The following is a 17,261-nucleotide window of genomic DNA, read 5'->3' on the forward strand; positions in this document are numbered from 1 at the left end:
CTCGATGGACCGCCAGGGCTTGCCGGGTTTGATCAGCTCGGTCTTGTATAGGCCGTTGATCGTCTCGGCTAGTGCATTGTCATAGGAGCTTCCGACCGCTCCGACCGACGGTTGGATGCCTGCCTCGGCGAGCCGCTCGCTGAACCGGATCGATGTGTACTGAGATCCCCTATCCGTATGGTGGATAACGTCTTTCAGGTCGAGTACGCCTTCTTGTTGGCGGGTCCAGATGGCTTGCTCGATCGCGTCGAGGACCATGGAGGTGGCCATCGTGGAAGCGACCCGCCAGCCCAGGATCCTGCGAGCGTAGGCGTCGGTGACAAAGGCCACGTAGGCGAACCCTGCCCAGGTCGACACATAGGTGAGGTCTGCTACCCACAGCCGGTTAGGTGCTGGTGGTCCGAAGCGGCGCTGGACGAGATCGGCGGGACGGGCTGTGGCCGGATCAGCGATCGTGGTCCTGCGGGCTTTGCCGCGGGTGGTCCCGGACAGGCCGAGTTTGGTCATCAGCCGTTCGACGGTGCATCTGGCCACCTCGATGCCCTCACGGTTCAGGGTTAGCCACACTTTGCGGGCACCGTAAACACCGTAGTTGGCGGCGTGGACGCGGCTGATGTGCTCCTTGAGTTCGCCATCGCGCAGCTCGCGGCGGCTGGGCTCCCGGTTGATGTGGTCGTAGTAGGTCGATGGGGCGATCGGCACACCCAGCTCGGTCAGCTGTGTGCAGATCGACTCGACACCCCACCGCAAACCATCGGGGCCCTCGCGGTGGCCCTGATGATCGGCGATGAACCGGGTAATTAGCGTGCTGGCCGGTCGAGCTCGGCCGCGAAGAAAGCCGACGCGGTCTTTAAAATCGCGTTCGCCCTTCGCAATTCGGCGTTGTCCCGCCGCAAGCGCTTCAGCTCAGCGGATTCTTCGGTCGTGGTCCCGGGCCGTGCGCCGGCATCGACCTGCGCCTGGCGCACCCACTTACGCACCGTCTCCGCGCAGCCAACACCAAGTAGACGGGCGACCTCACTGATCGCTGCCCACTCCGAATCGTGCTGACCGCGGATCTCTGCGACCATCCGCACCGCCCGCTCACGCAGCTCCGGCGGGTACCTCCTCGATGAACCACCTGACATGACCCCATCCTTTCCAAGAACTGGAGTCTCCGGACATGCCGGGGCGGTTCAAATCAAGTCCCCGCGTCCGTTGCGAATCGTGGTTGTCATTGCGCGCGAACCTGTTTGGGAAGGCCGAATCGCACCGTCTCGGTCGCTATCGAGCGTTCCACCACGGTGATCGAGGCGTATCCGCGAAGTGCATCAATCACCTGCCCCACCAGTCGTGGCGGCGCGGAGGCTCCCGCGGTGACACCGATCGTCGAGACCGACGACAGCCATTCGGGCTCAATGTCATCAGGCCCGTCAATCAAGTAGGCCGGCGTCCCACTTCGCTGCGCCAACTCGACCAGACGCCGCGAATTCGACGAATTGCACGAGCCAATCACCAACACAACGTCACATTCACCGACCATCGATTGCAGCGCACGCTGTCTGTTCGTGGTGGCATAGCAGATGTCTTCAGAGGGGGGTTGGCCCAACGTCGGAAACCTCGCGCGCAGCGCATCAATGACATCGGCAGTTTCATCAAGTGCCAGGGTTGTCTGGGTCAGATACGATAGCTGGGTACCCTCGGGCAGGTTCAACGCTGCCACATCAGCGGGTGTCTGCACCAATAATGTTGACCGCGGAGCGACGCCAAGCGTGCCTTCGGTCTCCTCATGTCCGGCGTGCCCGATGAAGACCACCGTGTCACCGCGCGCGGCAAACCGTGCGGCTTCAGCGTGGACTTTCGCCACCAGTGGGCAGGTCGCGTCGACGACCTGCAGTCCCCGCTCATCAGCGCCCGCGCGCACCGCCGGGGAAACCCCATGCGCGGAGAACACCACGACCGCCCCCGGCGGCGGCGGATCGGGAATCTCGTCGAGATCCTCGACGAACACTGCTCCCCGGTCCCGCAACTCGGCAACCACAACAGTGTTGTGCACGATTTGCTTGCGCACATACACCGGGCCTTCGGCCACGTCAAGCACTCGCTTGACCGTCTCGATAGCACGCTCTACACCGGCGCAAAACGACCGCGGCGACGCCAACAGCACCGTGACTTCACCCGAAGCGTATCCCTGTGCGACCGGTCCCACGAACACCTCAGCCATCAGCACTCCCGGCGACATATCAGTTGCGACAACGCGATCAGGTCTGGGGATCGCACCGCATCGGGCAGTGCCGCAATAGCAGCCTGGATGCGTTCATCGGCGCATCGCTGCGCCACATGACCACCCCCGGCCACCTTGACAAGCGCGGTAGCCCGCTCGACATCGCTTGCTGTCATTGCGGCAGGTGCTTGATAGAGGGCCGCCAATTCGGTCGCCGCTTCGGATCGCGAGTTCAGGGCGGCAACAACTGGCAGTGTCGCCTTACGTCGGGCAAGGTCGTTGCCGACCGGCTTTCCCGTCACACCAGGGTCACCCCAGATGCCGATCAGATCGTCGACGCATTGAAACGCAAGACCCAACTCATGGCCAAAACGCTCCAACGCAGCAATCGTCGCGTCGTCTGCATTGGCCACTAAAGCTCCCAGAGCGCAACAACAACCGGTCAGGGCGGCCGTCTTGCCCGCGGCCATCCGCAGATAGTCATCGACTGTAACTTCGGGCTGTCCCTCCAATAAACAATCCTCAAACTGGCCGATACACAAGTCCAGGCACGACATCTGCAATCGCCTTATCGCCCTGACCGCCACACACTCGTCGGTCAGGCCGGTCAGTATCCGAACGGCCGTGGCGTGCAACGCATCTCCCAACAGGATCGCGACGCCCACACCCCACACACTCCATACCGTCGGCCGTCCCCTGCGAGTCGCATCCCCATCCATCACATCGTCATGCAACAACGTGAAGTTGTGCACCAACTCCACAGCCGCCGACACCGGAGTAGCATCACCGACATCACCACCGCAAGCCGCGGCCGCCGCGTAGACAAGGGCGGCGCGAAAATACTTGCCCGACGATCCTGCCGCTGTGGATCGATCGGCGTTCCACCAGCCAAGGTGATATCCCGCCATCGTCGCCAACGGCTCGCGCATCGACTCAATGGCCCGATGCAGCACAGGGCCACAATCCGCTCGAGCCCGTTCTAACAATGCTTTCCCAAGGTCAGCAGGGACACTCCCCAGAAAAGCCGCATCCAGAGTCAATACGCCTCCCATTCTTAACCTCACCGGAGCAACAGTGAGTCGCTATTTTCAGCGAACGAGCAATCGGCGATATTGCTTCACTTCGGAGATACCCAAATATTTCAAATATCAACGCAACATGTACCTATGCCCGTCGACCAACACGACCATCAGGGTTGTTAGCAATGATCTCGGAATTCGAGTTGTCCAGACGCCCCGGGTCATCCACTACAGAAAGACACGCATACCCTGCGGCGACCTATACTTCCCATCACGGCGGGTAGGTTGCCTTCGACAATACTGCAACATTCAATTGCCTGGCCTTTCTCGGAGTATCTTGCGGACTTGAAGCTCACACATCGGCCGGCGTCGAACGCCTCACGCTGCAGAGCAGTTTAGTGGATTTCATCAGCATCGGATATGCATAATTGAAACCACAGCACTTTCATAAACAGTGTCCAGATGATTTACACCTAATTTGGGCGGCGAATGCTACGCAATGGTGGTGCGCTTCCCAAGGGAGCACAACGCGAAGCTAAAGCAGTTGCACGCCGAGACCGAGCCGAAAGGTCGCCCTGCGGGGAAGGCGGCCACGGGAGAATTGTGAGCTCGGCGGTCGACCACGACGTACCCGCCACGCCGTAGTAATGGGCATTTGTACATGTACATTCGCACACAAGGAGAGGTCTTGACGTATCTATTCCCTCTCTGCGCGATCGCGGCGGAGGCGGCGGCAACCAGCCTGTTCAAGGGCAGTTTCGGGGACTTTCGCGTCTGCTCGCCGGGTCACGACGGGGCGATCACGGCCATGCCGAGCGTCTTGGCGGCGTCGCGCATCCGGTCGTCGTAGGTGCACAACCGGCCCAGATCGACGCCGAGCCGCTGCGCCGTCGCCAAGTGGATGGCATCGAGCGTGCGCAGCTCGAATGGCAGCAGCCCACCAGCGAGATCGAGGACGCGCTTGTCGACGCGCAGCAGATCGAGATGAGCCAGCGCCCGGCGGCCGGCTTTCCGCGCTGATTCACCCTTGTCAAGCAGGGCCCGCATGACCTCCGCGCGCGCAAGGGCACTCGACACTCGCGGGTGGCGGGTGCGAAGGTAGCGGCGCAGCGCGTCCGACTCTGGCTCGCGAACCGCGAGCTTGACGATCGCGGACGAGTCGAGATAGATGGCCGCCATCAACGCTCGTGCTCACGCAGGCGCGCAAGCGTCACCGACGGCAGCTCGACGCCCGCGTCGAGGTCGAGCGGTTCGGGCAGATCAACGACGTCGAGCGTGGCACGCTCGATCTCGCCGCTTGCCAGCAGCTGCTCGTATGGACCGCCCTGCGGCAGCGGCGAGAGCAGGGCGACGGGCCGGCCGCGGTCGGTGATCTCGATCGTCTCGCCGGCCTCGACTCGGCGCAGCAGCTCGCTGGCCCGCTGCCGCAGCGCACGCACCCCCACCGAGGTCATTGTGCTAACTGTAGCACAAGCGGTCGGCGTCATGGGCCGACGTTCGACTCGCGCAGGCTTTAAGTAACGTCGGTGTTAATTACTAGGACCTGAAAAAGTCGGCGCGTTGTTCCTCGGTTGGTTGGCGCTGAGCTGGGAGGATGGCCTCAATGCCCTTGTTGCGGAAGGGATTGAGGCCATCGTGTTTCGTACTGTAGGCGATCAGGCATCGTTGTGGGAATCCGTGCTGCCCGAGGAGTTGCGGCGGCTGCCCGAAGAGCTGGCCCGGGTGGATGCGCTGCTCGATGATTCGGCGTTCTTCTGCCCGTTTGTGCCGTTCTTCGACCCGCGGATGGGTCGGCCGTCCATACCGATGGAGACCTATTTGCGGTTGATGTTCTTGAAGTTCCGTTACCGGTTGGGCTATGAGTCGCTGTGTCGGGAGGTCACCGATTCGATCACCTGGCGGCGGTTCTGCCGTATTCCGTTGGAGGGATCGGTGCCGCACCCAACCACGTTGATGAAGCTGACCACGCGCTGCGGTGAGGATGCGGTGGCCGGGCTCAATGAGGCGCTGCTGGCCAAGGCGGCCAGCGAAAAGCTGTTGCGCACCAACAAGGTCCGTGCCGACACCACCGTGGTGGAGGGCGATGTGGGCTATCCCACCGACACTGGACTGCTCGCCAAGGCGGTCGGCTCGATGGCGCGCACCGTGGCGCGGATCAAAGCCGCGGACGCGGGATCGGCGCCGCTCGGTGGGTCGTCGGGCCCGCGCGATCGCCTCCAAGCTGCGGTTACGCGGCGCGCAGCAACGCGATCAGGCGCAGGCCTTCGTGCGCCGGATCACCGGGGAGCTAGCCGGGATCGCCGAGCAGGCGCTGACCGAGGCTGCCGCGGTGGTACGTAACGCCCAACGTGCGGTGCGCCGCGCCAGTGGGCGGCGCAAAGCCTGGCTACGCCAGGCCATCAACCATCTCGAGAAGCTGATCGGACGCACCGAGCGGGTGGTGGACCAGGCCCGTAGCCGGCTGGCCGGGGTAATGCCCGACTCAAGCAGCCGCCTGGTCAGTCTCCACGATGCCGACGCTCGCCCGATCCGCAAGGGACGATTGGGCAAGCCGGTCGAGTTCGGCTACAAGGCCCAGGTCGTCGACAACGCCGACGGTGTCATCCTGGACCACAGCGTCGAGCTCGGAAACCCCGCAGATGCACCGCAATTGGCACCCGCCATCGAACGGATCAGCCGCCGCACCGGACGCCCACCACGGGCAGTGACCGCTGATCGGGGCTGCGGAGACGCATCGGTCGAAGATGATCTCCACCAGCTCGGGGTGCGCAACGTGGCCATCCCACGCAAGAGCAAACCCAGCGCCACCCGCCGCGCATTCGAACACCGACGGGCATTCCGCGACAAGATCAAATGGCGAACCGGATCCGAAGGACGCATCAACCACCTCAAGCGCAGCTACGGCTGGAACCGCACCGAACTCACCGGCATCACCGGCGCCCGAACCTGGTGCGGACACGGCGTCTTCGCCCACAACCTCGTCAAGATCAGCACCCTGGCAGCGTGACAGACACCCGCGCCCACCCCGACCACGCCACGCAGGTCGCCCAGCCCGCCGCCGTCAATGCAACCGCGACTTTTTCAGGTCTTAGTAATTAGTGGCCGCCGCTTTGGGTCCACCGGGGCCCTGCGGCGAAACACCAGACGTGATGCCGTGATCGGCGATACCCTTCGACCCATTGAAGGGAGAACAGCCATGTCGTTTGTGATCGCGAACCCCGAGATGCTGGCAGCGGCGGCGACCGATTTGGCCGGCATCCGGTCGGCGATCAGCGCCGCGACCGCGGCGGCCGCGGCCCCGACGATCCAGGTTGCCGCGGCCGGCGCCGACGAGGTGTCGCTGGCCATCTCGGCGCTGTTTGGCCAGCACGCCCAGGCCTATCAGGCGCTCAGCGCCCAGGCGACGATCTTTCACGACCAGTTCGTGCAGGCCCTGACCTCCGGCGGCAACCTGTATGCGGCCGCCGAGAGCCACACCGTCGAGCAGATGGTGCTCAACGCGATCAACGCGCCCACCCAGACACTGTTCGGCCGCCCGCTGATCGGCGACGGCGCCAACGGGACCGCGGAGAACCCGGACGGCCAAAACGGCGGCCTGCTGTTCGGCAACGGCGGCAACGGCTTTACCCAGACGACCGCCGGGGTGGCCGGCGGCAACGGCGGCAGCGCGGGGTTGATCGGCAACGGCGGGGCCGGCGGCGGCGGCGGGGCCGGCGCCGCCGGCGGCCTCGGCGGCAACGGCGGGTGGCTGTACGGCAACGGCGGGGCCGGCGGCATCGGGGGCGCGGGCACCGGAACCGGTGGTCACGGCGGGGCCGGCGGGGCCGGCGGCCGGGCCTGGCTGTGGGGCACCGGCGGGGCCGGCGGAGCCGGCGGTGACGGCGGCTGGTTGTTCGGCGACGGCGGGGCCGGCGGCACCGGCGGCAACGGCGGCAGCGGCTTTAACAGCTTGACCTCTTCGGTCGGCGGCGCCGGCGGGGCCGGTGGGCACGCCGGGCTGTTCGGCGCCGGCGGGACCGGCGGGACCGGCGGCATCGGCGGGCAAAACACCGAGACCGGCCCGGCCGCCAGCAACGGCGGCGCGGGCGGCGCCGGTGGCGGCGGCGGGTACCTGGTCGGCGATGGCGGCGCCGGCGGGACCGGCGGGGCCGGCGGGAAGAATTCCAGCGGTGGCGCCACCCTCACCGGGGGCACCGGAGGGACCGGCGGGGCCGGCGGGGCGGCCGGGTGGCTCTACGGCAGCGGCGGCGCCGGCGGTGCCGGCGGCGCCGGCGGGCTCAACAACGCCGGTGGTGCCACCGGCGGCACCGGCGGTACCGGCGGAGCCGGCGGCTCTGGAGCGTGGCTGTACGGCAACGGCGGGGCCGCCGGGGCCGGCGGCAACGGCGGCAACAATACCAGCGCCGGCACCGGTGGTGTCGGGGCTAGCGGCGGGACCGGCGGAAACGCCGGGCTGATCGGCGCCGGCGGCCACGGCGGGGCCGGCGGCGCCGGCGGAAACCAAACCGGTGGCGTGGGCAACGGCGGGGCCGGCGGGAACGGCGGCGCCGGCGGGGCCGGTGGTCAGCTGTACGGCAACGGCGGGGACGGCGGCAACGGCGGGGCCGGCGGGGCCAACATCGCCGGCGGCAATGGCAGCGACGGCGGCGCCGCCGGCCACGGCGGGGCCGGCGGGAGCGCCCGGCTGATCGGAGCCGGCGGCCACGGCGGGGACGGCGGCGCCGGCGGGAACACCGCCGGCAGAAGGGCCGACGCGATCGCCGGCACCGGCGGGGACGGCGGCAACGGCGGGAATGGCGGCTTGCTAAGCGGCAACGCCGGGGCCGGCGGCCACGGCGGGGCGGGCGGGAGCAGCACCGCGACCACCACCACCGGAACACCCCCAACGGGTGCAACGGGCGGCAATGGCGGCAACGGCGGGGCCGGCGGCACGGCCGGGTTTACCGGCAGCGGCGGCATCGGCGGCAACGGCGGGGCCGGCGGCACCGGCGGTAACGCCGGTGTCGCCTTGTCGGTTGGCAGCACGGGCGGACTGGGCGGTAACGGCGGCAGCGGGGGCCTCGGCGGCGGCGGCGGGTCGCTCTTCGGCAATGGCGGGGCCGGCGGTGTCGGCGCAACCGGCGGAAACGGCGGAAGCGGTATCGGGCCCGCCAGCGTGGGTGGCAACGGCGGCAAGGGCGGCGTTGGTGCGGCCGGCGGGCTTGCCGGGCAGATCGGCAACGGCGGTAGTGGTGGGTCCGGCGGTGCCGGGGGCAACGGCGGGACCGGCGATACCGCCGGCAACGGTGGCAATGGTGGTGCCGGCGCGGTCGGCGGCAACGCCCAGCTCATCGGCAACGGCGGCAACGGCGGTGGCGGCGGGAACGGCGGAACCGGCGCCGACGGCACCTAAGGCCCGCGAGCAGACGCAAAATCGCCCAATTTCGTGCCGAATTGGGCGATTTTGCGTCTGCTCGGCGCAGCTAACCCGCCACGTACTCCACCGCGCCGTCGTCGAGCACCACCCGGGCCTCGGCGCCGTCGGAGCCGGCCACCTCGGTGCGGAACACCGCCCGGCCCGGCTCGGTGCGCCAGATCACCGTCGACAGCGTCTCGCCGGGAAACACCGGCTTGGTGAACCGCGCGGCGATCGAGGTGATGTTGGCCGCCACACCGCCGCCAAGCTCGGCCACCAGCGCCCGGCCCGCCACCCCGTAGGTGCACAACCCGTGCAGGATCGGCTTGGGAAACCCGGCCAGCTGCGTGGCGAACCAGGGGTCGCTGTGCAGCGGGTTGCGGTCACCGGAGAGCCGGTAGATCAGCGCCTGGTCCTCACGGGTCGGCATATCGATTCGGGCGTCGGGGTGGCGGTCCGGAAATTCCGGCGCGGCCGGCCGCTCACCCCGCGCTCCTCCGAAACCCCCCTGACCCCGAAGCACCAACGTGGTAAGCGTTTCGGCAACCAACGAACCCGATTCCGGGTCGCAACCGCGGCCGCGCAGCACAACGATGGCGTTCTTGCCCTCCCCCTTGTCCTGGATGTCGGCGACCTCGGTGACCACCGACAGTTTTCCCGCCGCCGGCAGCGGCGCATGCAGCCGGATGCCCTGGGAGCCGTGTAGCAGCGCCGCCGGGTTGAATGTTCCCACCTTTGCGGCCGCACCAAACGCCGGACAGCAAATCACCGCATACGTCGGCAACACTTGCTGGTCGATGCCGTGGCTGTTCTCCGTGGTGAACGCCAGATCTCCGGTCCCGGCGCCCACCCCGATCGCGTAAAGCAGCGTGTCCCGGTCGGTCCACTCGAACAACATCGGCTCGGTCACTGCACCTATGGAGTTCGGATCAATCGCCATGCAACTCTCCTCCCGGTTGGAAAATCATCGCAAGCCCTTCCCCCGGACGGTATCGACAGGGCAGGCTATCGCCATGGCGAAGCGCACCCCGGTCCGGAAGGCCTGCACAGTTCTAGCCGTGCTCGCCGCGACGCTACTCCTCGGCGCCTGCGGCGGTCCCACGCAGCCACGCAGCATCACCTTGACCTTTATCCGCAACGCGCAATCCCAGGCCAACGCCGACGGGATCATCGACACCGACATGCCCGGTTCCGGCCTCAGCGCCGACGGCAAAGCAGAGGCGCAGCAGGTCGCGCACCAGGTTTCCCGCAGAGATGTCGACAGCATCTATTCCTCCCCCATGGCGGCCGACCAGCAGACCGCCGGGCCGTTGGCCGGCGAACTTGGCAAGCAAGTCGAGATTCTTCCGGGCCTGCAAGCGATCAACGCCGGCTGGTTCAACGGCAAACCCGAATCAATGGCCAACTCAACATATATGCTGGCACCGGCAGACTGGCTGGCCGGCGATGTTCACAACACTATTCCGGGGTCGATCAGCGGCACCGAATTCAATTCCCAGTTCAGCGCCGCCGTCCGCAAGATCTACGACAGCGGCCACAATACGCCGGTCGTGTTCTCGCAGGGGGTAGCGATCATGATCTGGACGCTGATGAACGCACGAAACTCTAGGGACAGCCTGCTGACCACCCATCCACTGCCCAACATCGGCCGCGTGGTGATCACCGGCAACCCAGTGACCGGCTGGAGGCTGGTGGAATGGGACGGCATCCGTAACTTCACCTGACCGCGCGGTTGACGCTTACCGCCGCTGACCGCCACGATTGACCGCATGCGGTACGTCGTTACCGGCGGTACCGGGTTTATCGGGCGCCACGTGGTATCCCGTCTCCTGGACGGCCGACCCGAGGCACGGCTGTGGGCGCTGGTTCGCCGCCAGTCGTTAAGCCGCTTCGAGCGCCTCGCCGGCCAGTGGGGTGACCGGGTAAGACCGCTGGTCGGTGATCTCACGGAGCTCGAACTGTCCGAGCGGACCATCGCCGAGCTAGGCGATATCGACCATGTGCTGCACTGTGCGGCGGTACACGACACCACCTGGGCCGACGCCACCCGCGCCGTCATCGAGCTGGCGGCACGCCTTGACGCCACGTTTCATCACGTGTCGTCGATCGCGGTGGCCGGAGACTTCGCCGGCCACTACACCGAGGCCGACTTCGACGTCGGCCAGCGCCTACCGACCCCGTATCATCGGATGACATTCGAGGCCGAACGGCTGGTGCGCTCCACGCCCGGCCTGCGCTATCGCATCTACCGCCCGGCGGTGGTGGTGGGTGATTCGCGCACCGGCGAGATGGACACGATCGACGGACCCTACTACTTGTTCGGGGTGCTGGCCAAGCTGGCGGTGTTGCCGTCGTTCACCCCGATGCTGCTGCCGGACATTGGGCGCACCAACATCGTGCCGGTCGACTATGTGGCCGACGCGCTGGTGGCGCTCATGCACGCCGACGGCCGGGATGGGCAGACGTTTCATTTGACCGCGCCGACAGCAATCGGACTGCGCGGCATCTACCGCGGGATCGCCGGCGCGGCCGGACTGCCCCCGCTACTCGGGACGCTGCCCGGCTTTGTGGCCGCACCGGTGCTCAACGCGCGCGGCCGCGCCAAGGTGCTGCGCAACATGGCGGCCACCCAACTGGGAATTCCCGCCGAGATTTTCGACGTCGTCGGCTGCGCGCCCACGTTCACGTCCGACACAACCCGGGAAGCGTTGCGCGGCACCGGCATTCACGTCCCCGAATTCGCCACCTACGCGCCCGGGCTGTGGCGGTATTGGGCCGAGCACCTCGACCCCGACCGCGCGCGTCGCAACGATCCGCTGCTGGGCCGCCACGTCATCATCACCGGTGCGTCCAGCGGCATCGGGAGGGCATCGGCGATCGCCGTCGCCAAACGGGGTGCGACGGTATTCGCGCTGGCCCGCAACGGCAACGCGCTAGATGAGCTGGTCACCGAGATCCGCGCCCATGGCGGTCAGGCGCACGCATTCACCTGCGACGTCACCGATTCCGCGTCGGTGGAGCACACCGTCAAGGACATCCTGGGCCGTTTCGACCACGTGGACTACCTGGTGAACAACGCCGGCCGGTCGATACGCCGCTCGGTGGTCAACTCCACCGACCGGCTGCACGACTACGAGCGGGTGATGGCGGTCAACTACTTCGGCGCGGTGCGCATGGTGCTGGCGCTGCTGCCGCATTGGCGCGAGCGCCGGTTCGGCCACGTCGTCAACGTCTCCAGCGCCGGCGTGCAGGCCCGCAATCCCAAGTACAGCTCGTATCTGCCCACCAAGGCCGCGCTGGACGCGTTCGCCGACGTGGTCGCCTCCGAGACGCTGTCCGACCACATCACGTTCACCAACATCCATATGCCGCTGGTGGCCACCCCGATGATCGTGCCGTCGCGGCGGCTCAACCCGGTGCGCGCGATCAGCGCCGAACGCGCGGCGGCGATGGTGATCCGCGGACTCGTGGAAAAGCCGGCGCGCATCGACACTCCGTTGGGTACGCTCGCCGAAGCCGGCAACTACGTCGCGCCACGGCTGTCGCGCCGAATTCTGCACCAGCTCTATCTGGGCTATCCCGATTCAGCTGCAGCGCAGGGGATTTCGCGTCCAGACGCGGACCGCCCACCGGCGCCGCGGCGTCCCCGGCGATCCGCCCGCGCGGGAGTCCCGAGGCCGCTCAGGCGCTTGGGGCGACTGGTGCCCGGTGTGCATTGGTAGTCACTTCTGGCAGGTGAACTGGTTGACGTCGATGTATCCGATGCGAAACATCTCGGCGCAGCCGGTGAGGTACTTCATATACCGCTCGTAGACTTCCTCGGATTGCAGCGCGATGGCCTGGCCCTTGTTGGCCTGCAACGCCGCGGACCAGAGGTCGAGGGTTTTCGCATAGTGCGGCTGCAACGATTGAACTCTGGTGACGGTGAAGCCGTTTGCGCTGGCACACTCCTGCACCATCGGTATCGAGGGCAGCCGCCCACCCGGAAAGATCTCGGTCACAATGAATTTCAGGAAACGAGCGAAGGTGAACGACATGGGCAGGCCGCGTTCGTGGATCTCTTTCGGATGCAACCCGGTGATGGTGTGCAGCAGCATGACCCCGTCAGCGGGCAGCAGGCGATGCGCCAGGCTGAAGAACGCGTCGTAGCGCTCGTGACCGAAATGTTCGAAAGCACCGATGCTGACGATGCGGTCGACGGGCTCGTCAAACTGTTCCCAGCCGGCCAGCAGAACGCGTTTGGAGCGTAGATTTTCGGAGTTGGCGACCAGCTGCTGAACGTGGTTGGCCTGGTTTTTGCTCAGGGTCAGACCGACGACGTTGACGTCGTATTTTTCCACCGCGCGCATCATGGTGGCGCCCCAGCCGCAGCCGACGTCCAACAGTGTCATGCCCGGCTGCAATCCGAGTTTGCCCAGCGCGAGATCGATCTTGGCGATCTGCGCCTCTTGCAGCGTCATGTCGTCGCGCTCGAAGTAGGCGCAGCTGTAGGTCTGAGTGGGATCGAGGAACAGCCGGAAGAAGTCGTCGGACAGGTCGTAGTGCGCCTGCACGTTGGCGAAGTGCGGCTTCAGCTCGTCGGGCATTGGGATAGCGTATCGTCGTCGCGGTGAGCGTCGTATTCGCCGACGTCGACACCGGCATCGACGACGCGCTGGCCGTGATCTATCTGCTGGCCAGTCCCGACGCCGATCTGGTCGGCATCGCCTCGACCGGCGGAAACATCGCGGTAGGTCAAGTGTGCGCGAACAACCTGAGCTTGCTCGAATTGTGCGGTGCCGCAGACATCCCCGTGTCCAAAGGCGCCGATGAGCCGCTCGGCGGCCGGTGGCCCGATCACCCAAAGTTTCACGGCCCCAAGGGGATAGGCTATGCCGAGCTGCCGGCCAGCAATCGCCGGCTCACCGATTATGACGCCACGACGGCCTGGATCGCGGCGGCGCACTCCCACGCCGGCGACCTGATCGGTCTGGTCACCGGCCCGCTGACCAACCTGGCGCTGGCGCTGCGCGCCGAACCCGCGCTGCCGAGGCTGCTGCGCCGGCTGGTGATCATGGGCGGCATGTTCGACGGCCAGCCGATCACCGAATGGAACATCCGGGTGGATCCCGAGGCGGCCAGCGAGGTGTTCACCGCGTGGGCCGGACAACGACAACTGCCGATCGTGTGCGGTTTGGATCTCACCCGGCGGGTCGCGATGACACCGGACATTCTCGCCCGGCTGGCGTCCGTCTGCGGCTCGTCTCCGGTGATGCGGGTGATCGAGGACGCGCTGCGGTTCTACTTCGAGTCTCATGAGGCGCGCGGACATGGGTACCTGGCATATATGCACGACCCGCTGGCCGCCGCGGTCGCAATGGACCCGGAACTCCTGACGACCCGGACCGCGACGGTGGATGTCGACCCGACGGGGGCGACGGTCACCGACTGGTCCGGGAAGCGAAATCCCAACGCGCGGATCGGCATGAGCGTCGATCCGGCGGTGTTCTTCGACCGGTTCGTCGAACGGATCGGACGATTCGCGCGCCGAACGTGAACTGACGGCGGGATTTTCCCGAAATTCTCGCCCTGACGTCACGTTCGGCGCAAGTCATTCGTAGCTTCCCTCCAGATACCACCGCCGCTGCCGGTAGCACAGCAGCAACGCGGTGCCGGGATCGCCGTCCAGCAATACCTGAGCGCGCGCGGTGCGGCCACTCGCCCGATCCGGATCCCACCACCGCTCGTCGTCCGGCCACGGTCCGGCCCACCAGCGCAGCCGATCGTCTCGGCCACGAACCCTCAGCCGCGCCGGGTCCGCGGAGAACATCCCCCGGCTGGTCACCCGTATCGGGTTTCCTTGGGCGTCAAGCAAGTCCACCGGATCGTCGAACAGCACCGCCGGCGACGGGTCGGGCAACCTGCCGGGCCACGGCTGACCGGGGTCGGCCTGCGGCACCGGCTCAGGGGCTACTAGGCCCAGCACGGTCAACGTGATGCGTTCGGCCGGGCCGTGTCCGCCGGATAGCACCGGCACCCGCACGGCCTCCGGACCGAGCAAGCCCTGCACCCGCACCAGCGCCCGACGGGCCCGAAGCCTGTCCTGTTCACCGAGCCCGCCCCATAGCGGCAACTGCAAGCCTTCCGATGCGGACACCGTCTCCACCGCCTGCAGCCGCAGCAGAGTCACCGCCGCGGTGGGCCGGTCACGAGCATTCCGGTTGTTCAACCACCCGTCCAGTTGCCAGCGCACCCGGTCGGCGGTGGCGTCCTCGGTCAGCGGCTCGGCGCACCGCCACACCCGGCTGCGCTCTTCGCCGTTGGCGGTGACGGCATGAATGGCCAGCCGGGTGCAGCCCACTCCGGCGGCCATCAGCGCCCGATGCAGCTCGGCGGCCAGCGAGCGCCCGGCGAACGCCGCGGCGTCGACCCGGTCGATCGGCGGATCGCATGCCAGCTCGGCGGCCAGATCCGGCGGCGGCTCCCGCCCGCAGGGCGCCCGTTCCGGTTCGCCGCGGGCGAACCGGTGCGCGGCCACCGCGTCGGCACCGAACCTGGACGCCACGTCGGTACGAGACAGCGCGGCGAACTGTCCGATGGTGCGAATCCCCATCCTCCACAACAGATCCGTCAGGTCGTCCCGGCCCGGCCCGGACAGGCTCGGCTCGGTGGCAAGTTGGCGGATCGACAGCAGCGACAGAAACCGCGCATCGCCTCCCGGCTCCACGATGCGGCCAGCACGCGCGGCGAAAACCGCGGTAGACAACCGGTCGGCGATTCCGACCTGACACTCCGCGCCGGCCGCGGCCACCGCGTCGATCAGCCGCTCGGCCGCCATCTGCTCGGACCCGAAAAAACGGGCCGGCCCGCGCACCGGCAACACCAGGAGCCCGGGCCGCAGCAGCTCGGCGCGGGGCACCAGATCGTCTACCGCCGCGATCACCCCTTCGAAGAGCCGGGCGTCGCGGTCGGCGTCGGCAGTCGCTATAAACAGTTGCGGACACCGCGCCGCCGCCTCCCGACGCCGCAACCCTCGGCGCACCCCGGCCGCCCGCGCGGTCGCCGAGCAGGCGATCACCCGGTTTGCCAACGTGACCGCGACCGGGGCCGTCGCGGATAGGCCCGCGGCCGCGGCCGCCGCGACCGCGGGCCAGTCCATACACCAGATCGCCAGCACGCGAGCGGAGGCCATCACCGTCCACGCCCGTTGATCTGCAGCCGCACCCCACTGATCCGCCCCAACCCCGGGGTGGGCACGCCCCTGAGGGCCGGGGTGATCTCATAGCCGCAGACCCGGGCCGCAAGCCGCGTCGACACGCCTTGCCAGTCGCCGTCGGTGACCAGCAGGGTGCAGCCTTTTTGACGGGCACGGGCCACCACTGCCCGCGCCCGCGCCCGCGTCACCCGGCGCCCTCCCAGACCGAGCACCACCAGATCCATGCCGTCGATCAGCACAGCGGCCACCTCAACCGGATCGGTCCCGGGATCTGGTATCACCGCGAGCCGGCTCAGATCCGCCCCCATCTCCACCGCGGCCAGCAACCCGATATCCGGCTGGCCAACGATGGCCGCGTTTCCCCCGGCCGCCGTCACCGATGCCACCATGCTCAGCAGCAGTGACCGCGCACCCGACAGCACTCCCACCGTCCCCGGGGGCAACGACACCGGTCCCGCCGGCACCAGGTCGCCCGAACGGCTGGGCCCCCCGGACACCTTCTCGGACAGCAAAGCCATCTGCCGTCGTAGTGATTCGAGCTGCTCAGCACCATTTTCAAGGCGTTGGTCGGAGGCGAAGGCCGCAGTCATGACCAGCCTCCTGTTCGAAAATATGTTCGAAGTCAGTAAACACCCGTCCTTGGAGTCCGTCAAGGTCATGAGAGGCTGCCTTGTGCAATCGCGTAAAACCACCTCGGTACTGGCGGCTGCCCTGCTGTTTTGCGGCCTGTTAGGCCCAGGGACGGCCCCACCGGCCACCGGTGGCGGGCCTGCCTGCCGGCCGGCAGAGCTCTTCGCCACCGACAACACCACCGATGGGTTCGAGCTACCGGCCGTTGCGACTATCGCACTAACCGGCACGGTGGTGACCGGATCGACCCTGGTCGACGGCGTGTTCTGGTCGAATGAGCGCCAGCAGATCGGCTACGAGCGCTCCCGTGAATTTCATCTGTGCGTTGTCGACGCGCCCACATTGCACAACGCCGCCGAGGCACTGCACCGCCAGTTCAACCAAGAAGCGGTGCTGACCTTCGACTACTTGCCGCAGAATGCACCCGAGGCGGACGCGATCCTCATCACCGTGCCCGACATCGGCATCGCCCGCTTCCGCGATGCCTTCGCATCTGATTTGGCTGCACACCACCGATTACGGGGCGGATCTGTCACCACAGCCGACCACACCTTAATCCTGGTCGCCGGCAACGGCGATCTCGATGTCGCCCGCCGACTCGTCGAGGAGGCCGGCGGGGACTGGAACGCAACCACCATTGCCCATGGCAGGCGTGAATTCGTGAACTAGCTGATCAAGGGCGCTCCGCTGGCCACCCGAGCCGGGTTGGTCACATTAGTTAGTCACAGCAATCTCTGGGCCGGCGGGCACAACGCGTATTCATCCCGACAGATACCAATGTGTCGCCTGTGACAAAAGCCGGGCCTGGCTAATGCTGGC

15 protein-coding genes and 6 other annotated features (2 of these 21 only partly in view) are annotated in these 17,261 nt (G+C 67.1%); of the genes, 7 read left to right on the forward strand and 8 right to left on the reverse strand.

Annotated features, from left to right (window positions below; genetic code table 11):
• Positions 1–1,178 (forward strand) — a mobile genetic element (IS6110-15, len: 1355 nt. Insertion sequence IS6110.) (it extends 177 nt beyond the left edge of the window).
• Positions 1–1,127, reverse strand: a sequence feature (similar to insertion sequence element IS986/IS6110 transposase; Probable transposase subunit for IS6110. Identical to many other M. tuberculosis IS6110 transposase subunits. The transposase described here may be made by a frame shifting mechanism during translation, the sequence UUUUAAAG maybe responsible for such a frameshifting event (see McAdam et al., 1990).); it reaches 135 nt to the left of the window's first position. (Overlaps the previous feature by 1,262 nt.)
• Positions 1,151–1,178: a repeat region (28 bp inverted repeat at the right end of IS6110,TGAACCGCCCCGGCATGTCCGGAGACTC), on the reverse strand. Its footprint lies within the feature at positions 1–1,178.
• A gap of 35 nt (positions 1,179–1,213) precedes the next feature.
• The 4 genes from Rv3382c to vapB46 all read right to left on the reverse strand — a co-directional run bounded on the left by Rv3382c (position 1,214) and on the right by vapB46 (position 4,709).
• A complete protein-coding gene (locus Rv3382c; protein ID YP_177967.1) occupies positions 1,214–2,203 on the reverse strand; it encodes a 4-hydroxy-3-methylbut-2-enyl diphosphate reductase in 990 nt (329 codons plus the stop codon).
• The gene (gene idsB / locus Rv3383c) at positions 2,203–3,255 is read right to left on the reverse strand and encodes a polyprenyl synthetase IdsB (protein ID NP_217900.1); all 1,053 of its coding nucleotides are present in this window, start codon (positions 3,253–3,255) and stop codon (positions 2,203–2,205) included. Before idsB ends, Rv3382c begins: the two co-directional genes overlap by 1 nt.
• A 753-nt stretch (positions 3,256–4,008) precedes the next feature.
• The gene (gene vapC46 / locus Rv3384c; protein NP_217901.1) at positions 4,009–4,401 is read right to left on the reverse strand and encodes a ribonuclease VapC46; all 393 of its coding nucleotides are present in this window, start codon (positions 4,399–4,401) and stop codon (positions 4,009–4,011) included.
• Positions 4,401–4,709, reverse strand: a complete 309-nt coding sequence (gene vapB46 / locus Rv3385c; RefSeq protein NP_217902.1) for an antitoxin VapB46 — start codon at positions 4,707–4,709, stop codon at positions 4,401–4,403. The genes vapC46 and vapB46 overlap by 1 nt, the downstream gene beginning before the upstream one ends.
• A 43-nt stretch (positions 4,710–4,752) precedes the next feature.
• Positions 4,753–4,777, forward strand: a repeat region (25 bp inverted repeat at the right end of putative IS1560, TAATTACTAGGACCTGAAAAAGTCG).
• Positions 4,753–6,320: a mobile genetic element (IS1560-2, len: 1568 nt. Possible Insertion sequence element IS_1560. Second copy in MTCY10G2 from 11273 to 12919.), on the forward strand. It overlaps the preceding feature by 25 nt.
• On the opposite strand from vapB46, the gene Rv3386 reads away from it, so the two are divergent.
• The 3 genes from Rv3386 to PE_PGRS52 all read left to right on the forward strand — a co-directional run bounded on the left by Rv3386 (position 4,858) and on the right by PE_PGRS52 (position 8,614).
• The gene (locus Rv3386) at positions 4,858–5,562 is read left to right on the forward strand and encodes a transposase (RefSeq protein ID NP_217903.1); all 705 of its coding nucleotides are present in this window, start codon (positions 4,858–4,860) and stop codon (positions 5,560–5,562) included. It overlaps the preceding feature by 705 nt.
• The gene (locus Rv3387; RefSeq protein ID NP_217904.1) at positions 5,552–6,229 is read left to right on the forward strand and encodes a transposase; all 678 of its coding nucleotides are present in this window, start codon (positions 5,552–5,554) and stop codon (positions 6,227–6,229) included. Before Rv3386 ends, Rv3387 begins: the two co-directional genes overlap by 11 nt.
• Positions 6,296–6,320: a repeat region (25 bp inverted repeat at the right end of putative IS1560, TAATTACTAAGACCTGAAAAAGTCG), on the reverse strand.
• A gap of 98 nt (positions 6,321–6,418) precedes the next feature.
• Entirely contained in the window at positions 6,419–8,614 is a 2,196-nt protein-coding gene (gene PE_PGRS52, locus Rv3388) for a PE-PGRS family protein PE_PGRS52 (RefSeq protein ID YP_177968.1), read from the forward strand.
• A gap of 70 nt (positions 8,615–8,684) precedes the next feature.
• On the opposite strand, the gene htdY is transcribed toward PE_PGRS52, so the two are convergent.
• Positions 8,685–9,557, reverse strand: coding sequence for a 3-hydroxyacyl-thioester dehydratase HtdY (htdY, locus tag Rv3389c; RefSeq protein ID NP_217906.1), 873 nt, complete (start codon positions 9,555–9,557; stop codon positions 8,685–8,687).
• 73 nt (positions 9,558–9,630) lie between these two features.
• Here htdY and lpqD point away from each other — a divergent pair, with 73 nt between their 5' ends.
• Positions 9,631–10,341 carry a lipoprotein LpqD gene (gene lpqD, locus Rv3390; RefSeq protein NP_217907.1) on the forward strand — a complete coding sequence of 237 codons (711 nt, stop codon included), beginning with the start codon at positions 9,631–9,633 and terminating at the stop codon, positions 10,339–10,341.
• 45 nt (positions 10,342–10,386) lie between these two features.
• Entirely contained in the window at positions 10,387–12,339 is a 1,953-nt protein-coding gene (gene acrA1, locus Rv3391; protein NP_217908.1) for an acyl-CoA-reductase AcrA, read from the forward strand.
• On the opposite strand, the gene cmaA1 is transcribed toward acrA1, so the two are convergent.
• Positions 12,340–13,203, reverse strand: coding sequence for a cyclopropane mycolic acid synthase CmaA (gene cmaA1 / locus Rv3392c; RefSeq protein ID NP_217909.1), 864 nt, complete (start codon positions 13,201–13,203; stop codon positions 12,340–12,342).
• Between the two features lie 23 nt (positions 13,204–13,226).
• On the opposite strand from cmaA1, the gene iunH reads away from it, so the two are divergent.
• On the forward strand, positions 13,227–14,153 hold the full coding sequence (gene iunH, locus Rv3393) for a nucleoside hydrolase (protein ID NP_217910.1): 927 nt from the start codon (positions 13,227–13,229) through the stop codon (positions 14,151–14,153).
• Between the two features lie 54 nt (positions 14,154–14,207).
• Here iunH and Rv3394c read toward each other — a convergent pair whose 3' ends face one another.
• Complete coding sequence (locus Rv3394c; RefSeq protein ID NP_217911.1) at positions 14,208–15,791, reverse strand: hypothetical protein; 1,584 nt, start codon at positions 15,789–15,791, stop codon at positions 14,208–14,210.
• Positions 15,788–16,402, reverse strand: a complete 615-nt coding sequence (locus Rv3395c; RefSeq protein NP_217912.2) for a hypothetical protein — start codon at positions 16,400–16,402, stop codon at positions 15,788–15,790. The genes Rv3394c and Rv3395c overlap by 4 nt, the downstream gene beginning before the upstream one ends.
• An 82-nt stretch (positions 16,403–16,484) precedes the next feature.
• On the opposite strand from Rv3395c, the gene Rv3395A reads away from it, so the two are divergent.
• A complete protein-coding gene (locus Rv3395A; RefSeq protein YP_177969.1) occupies positions 16,485–17,111 on the forward strand; it encodes a membrane protein in 627 nt (208 codons plus the stop codon).
• Positions 17,112–17,261: the final 150 nt, after the last annotated feature.

This window comes from Mycobacterium tuberculosis H37Rv, from assembly GCF_000195955.2.
GTDB classification, from domain to species: Bacteria; Actinomycetota; Actinomycetes; order Mycobacteriales; family Mycobacteriaceae; genus Mycobacterium; species Mycobacterium tuberculosis.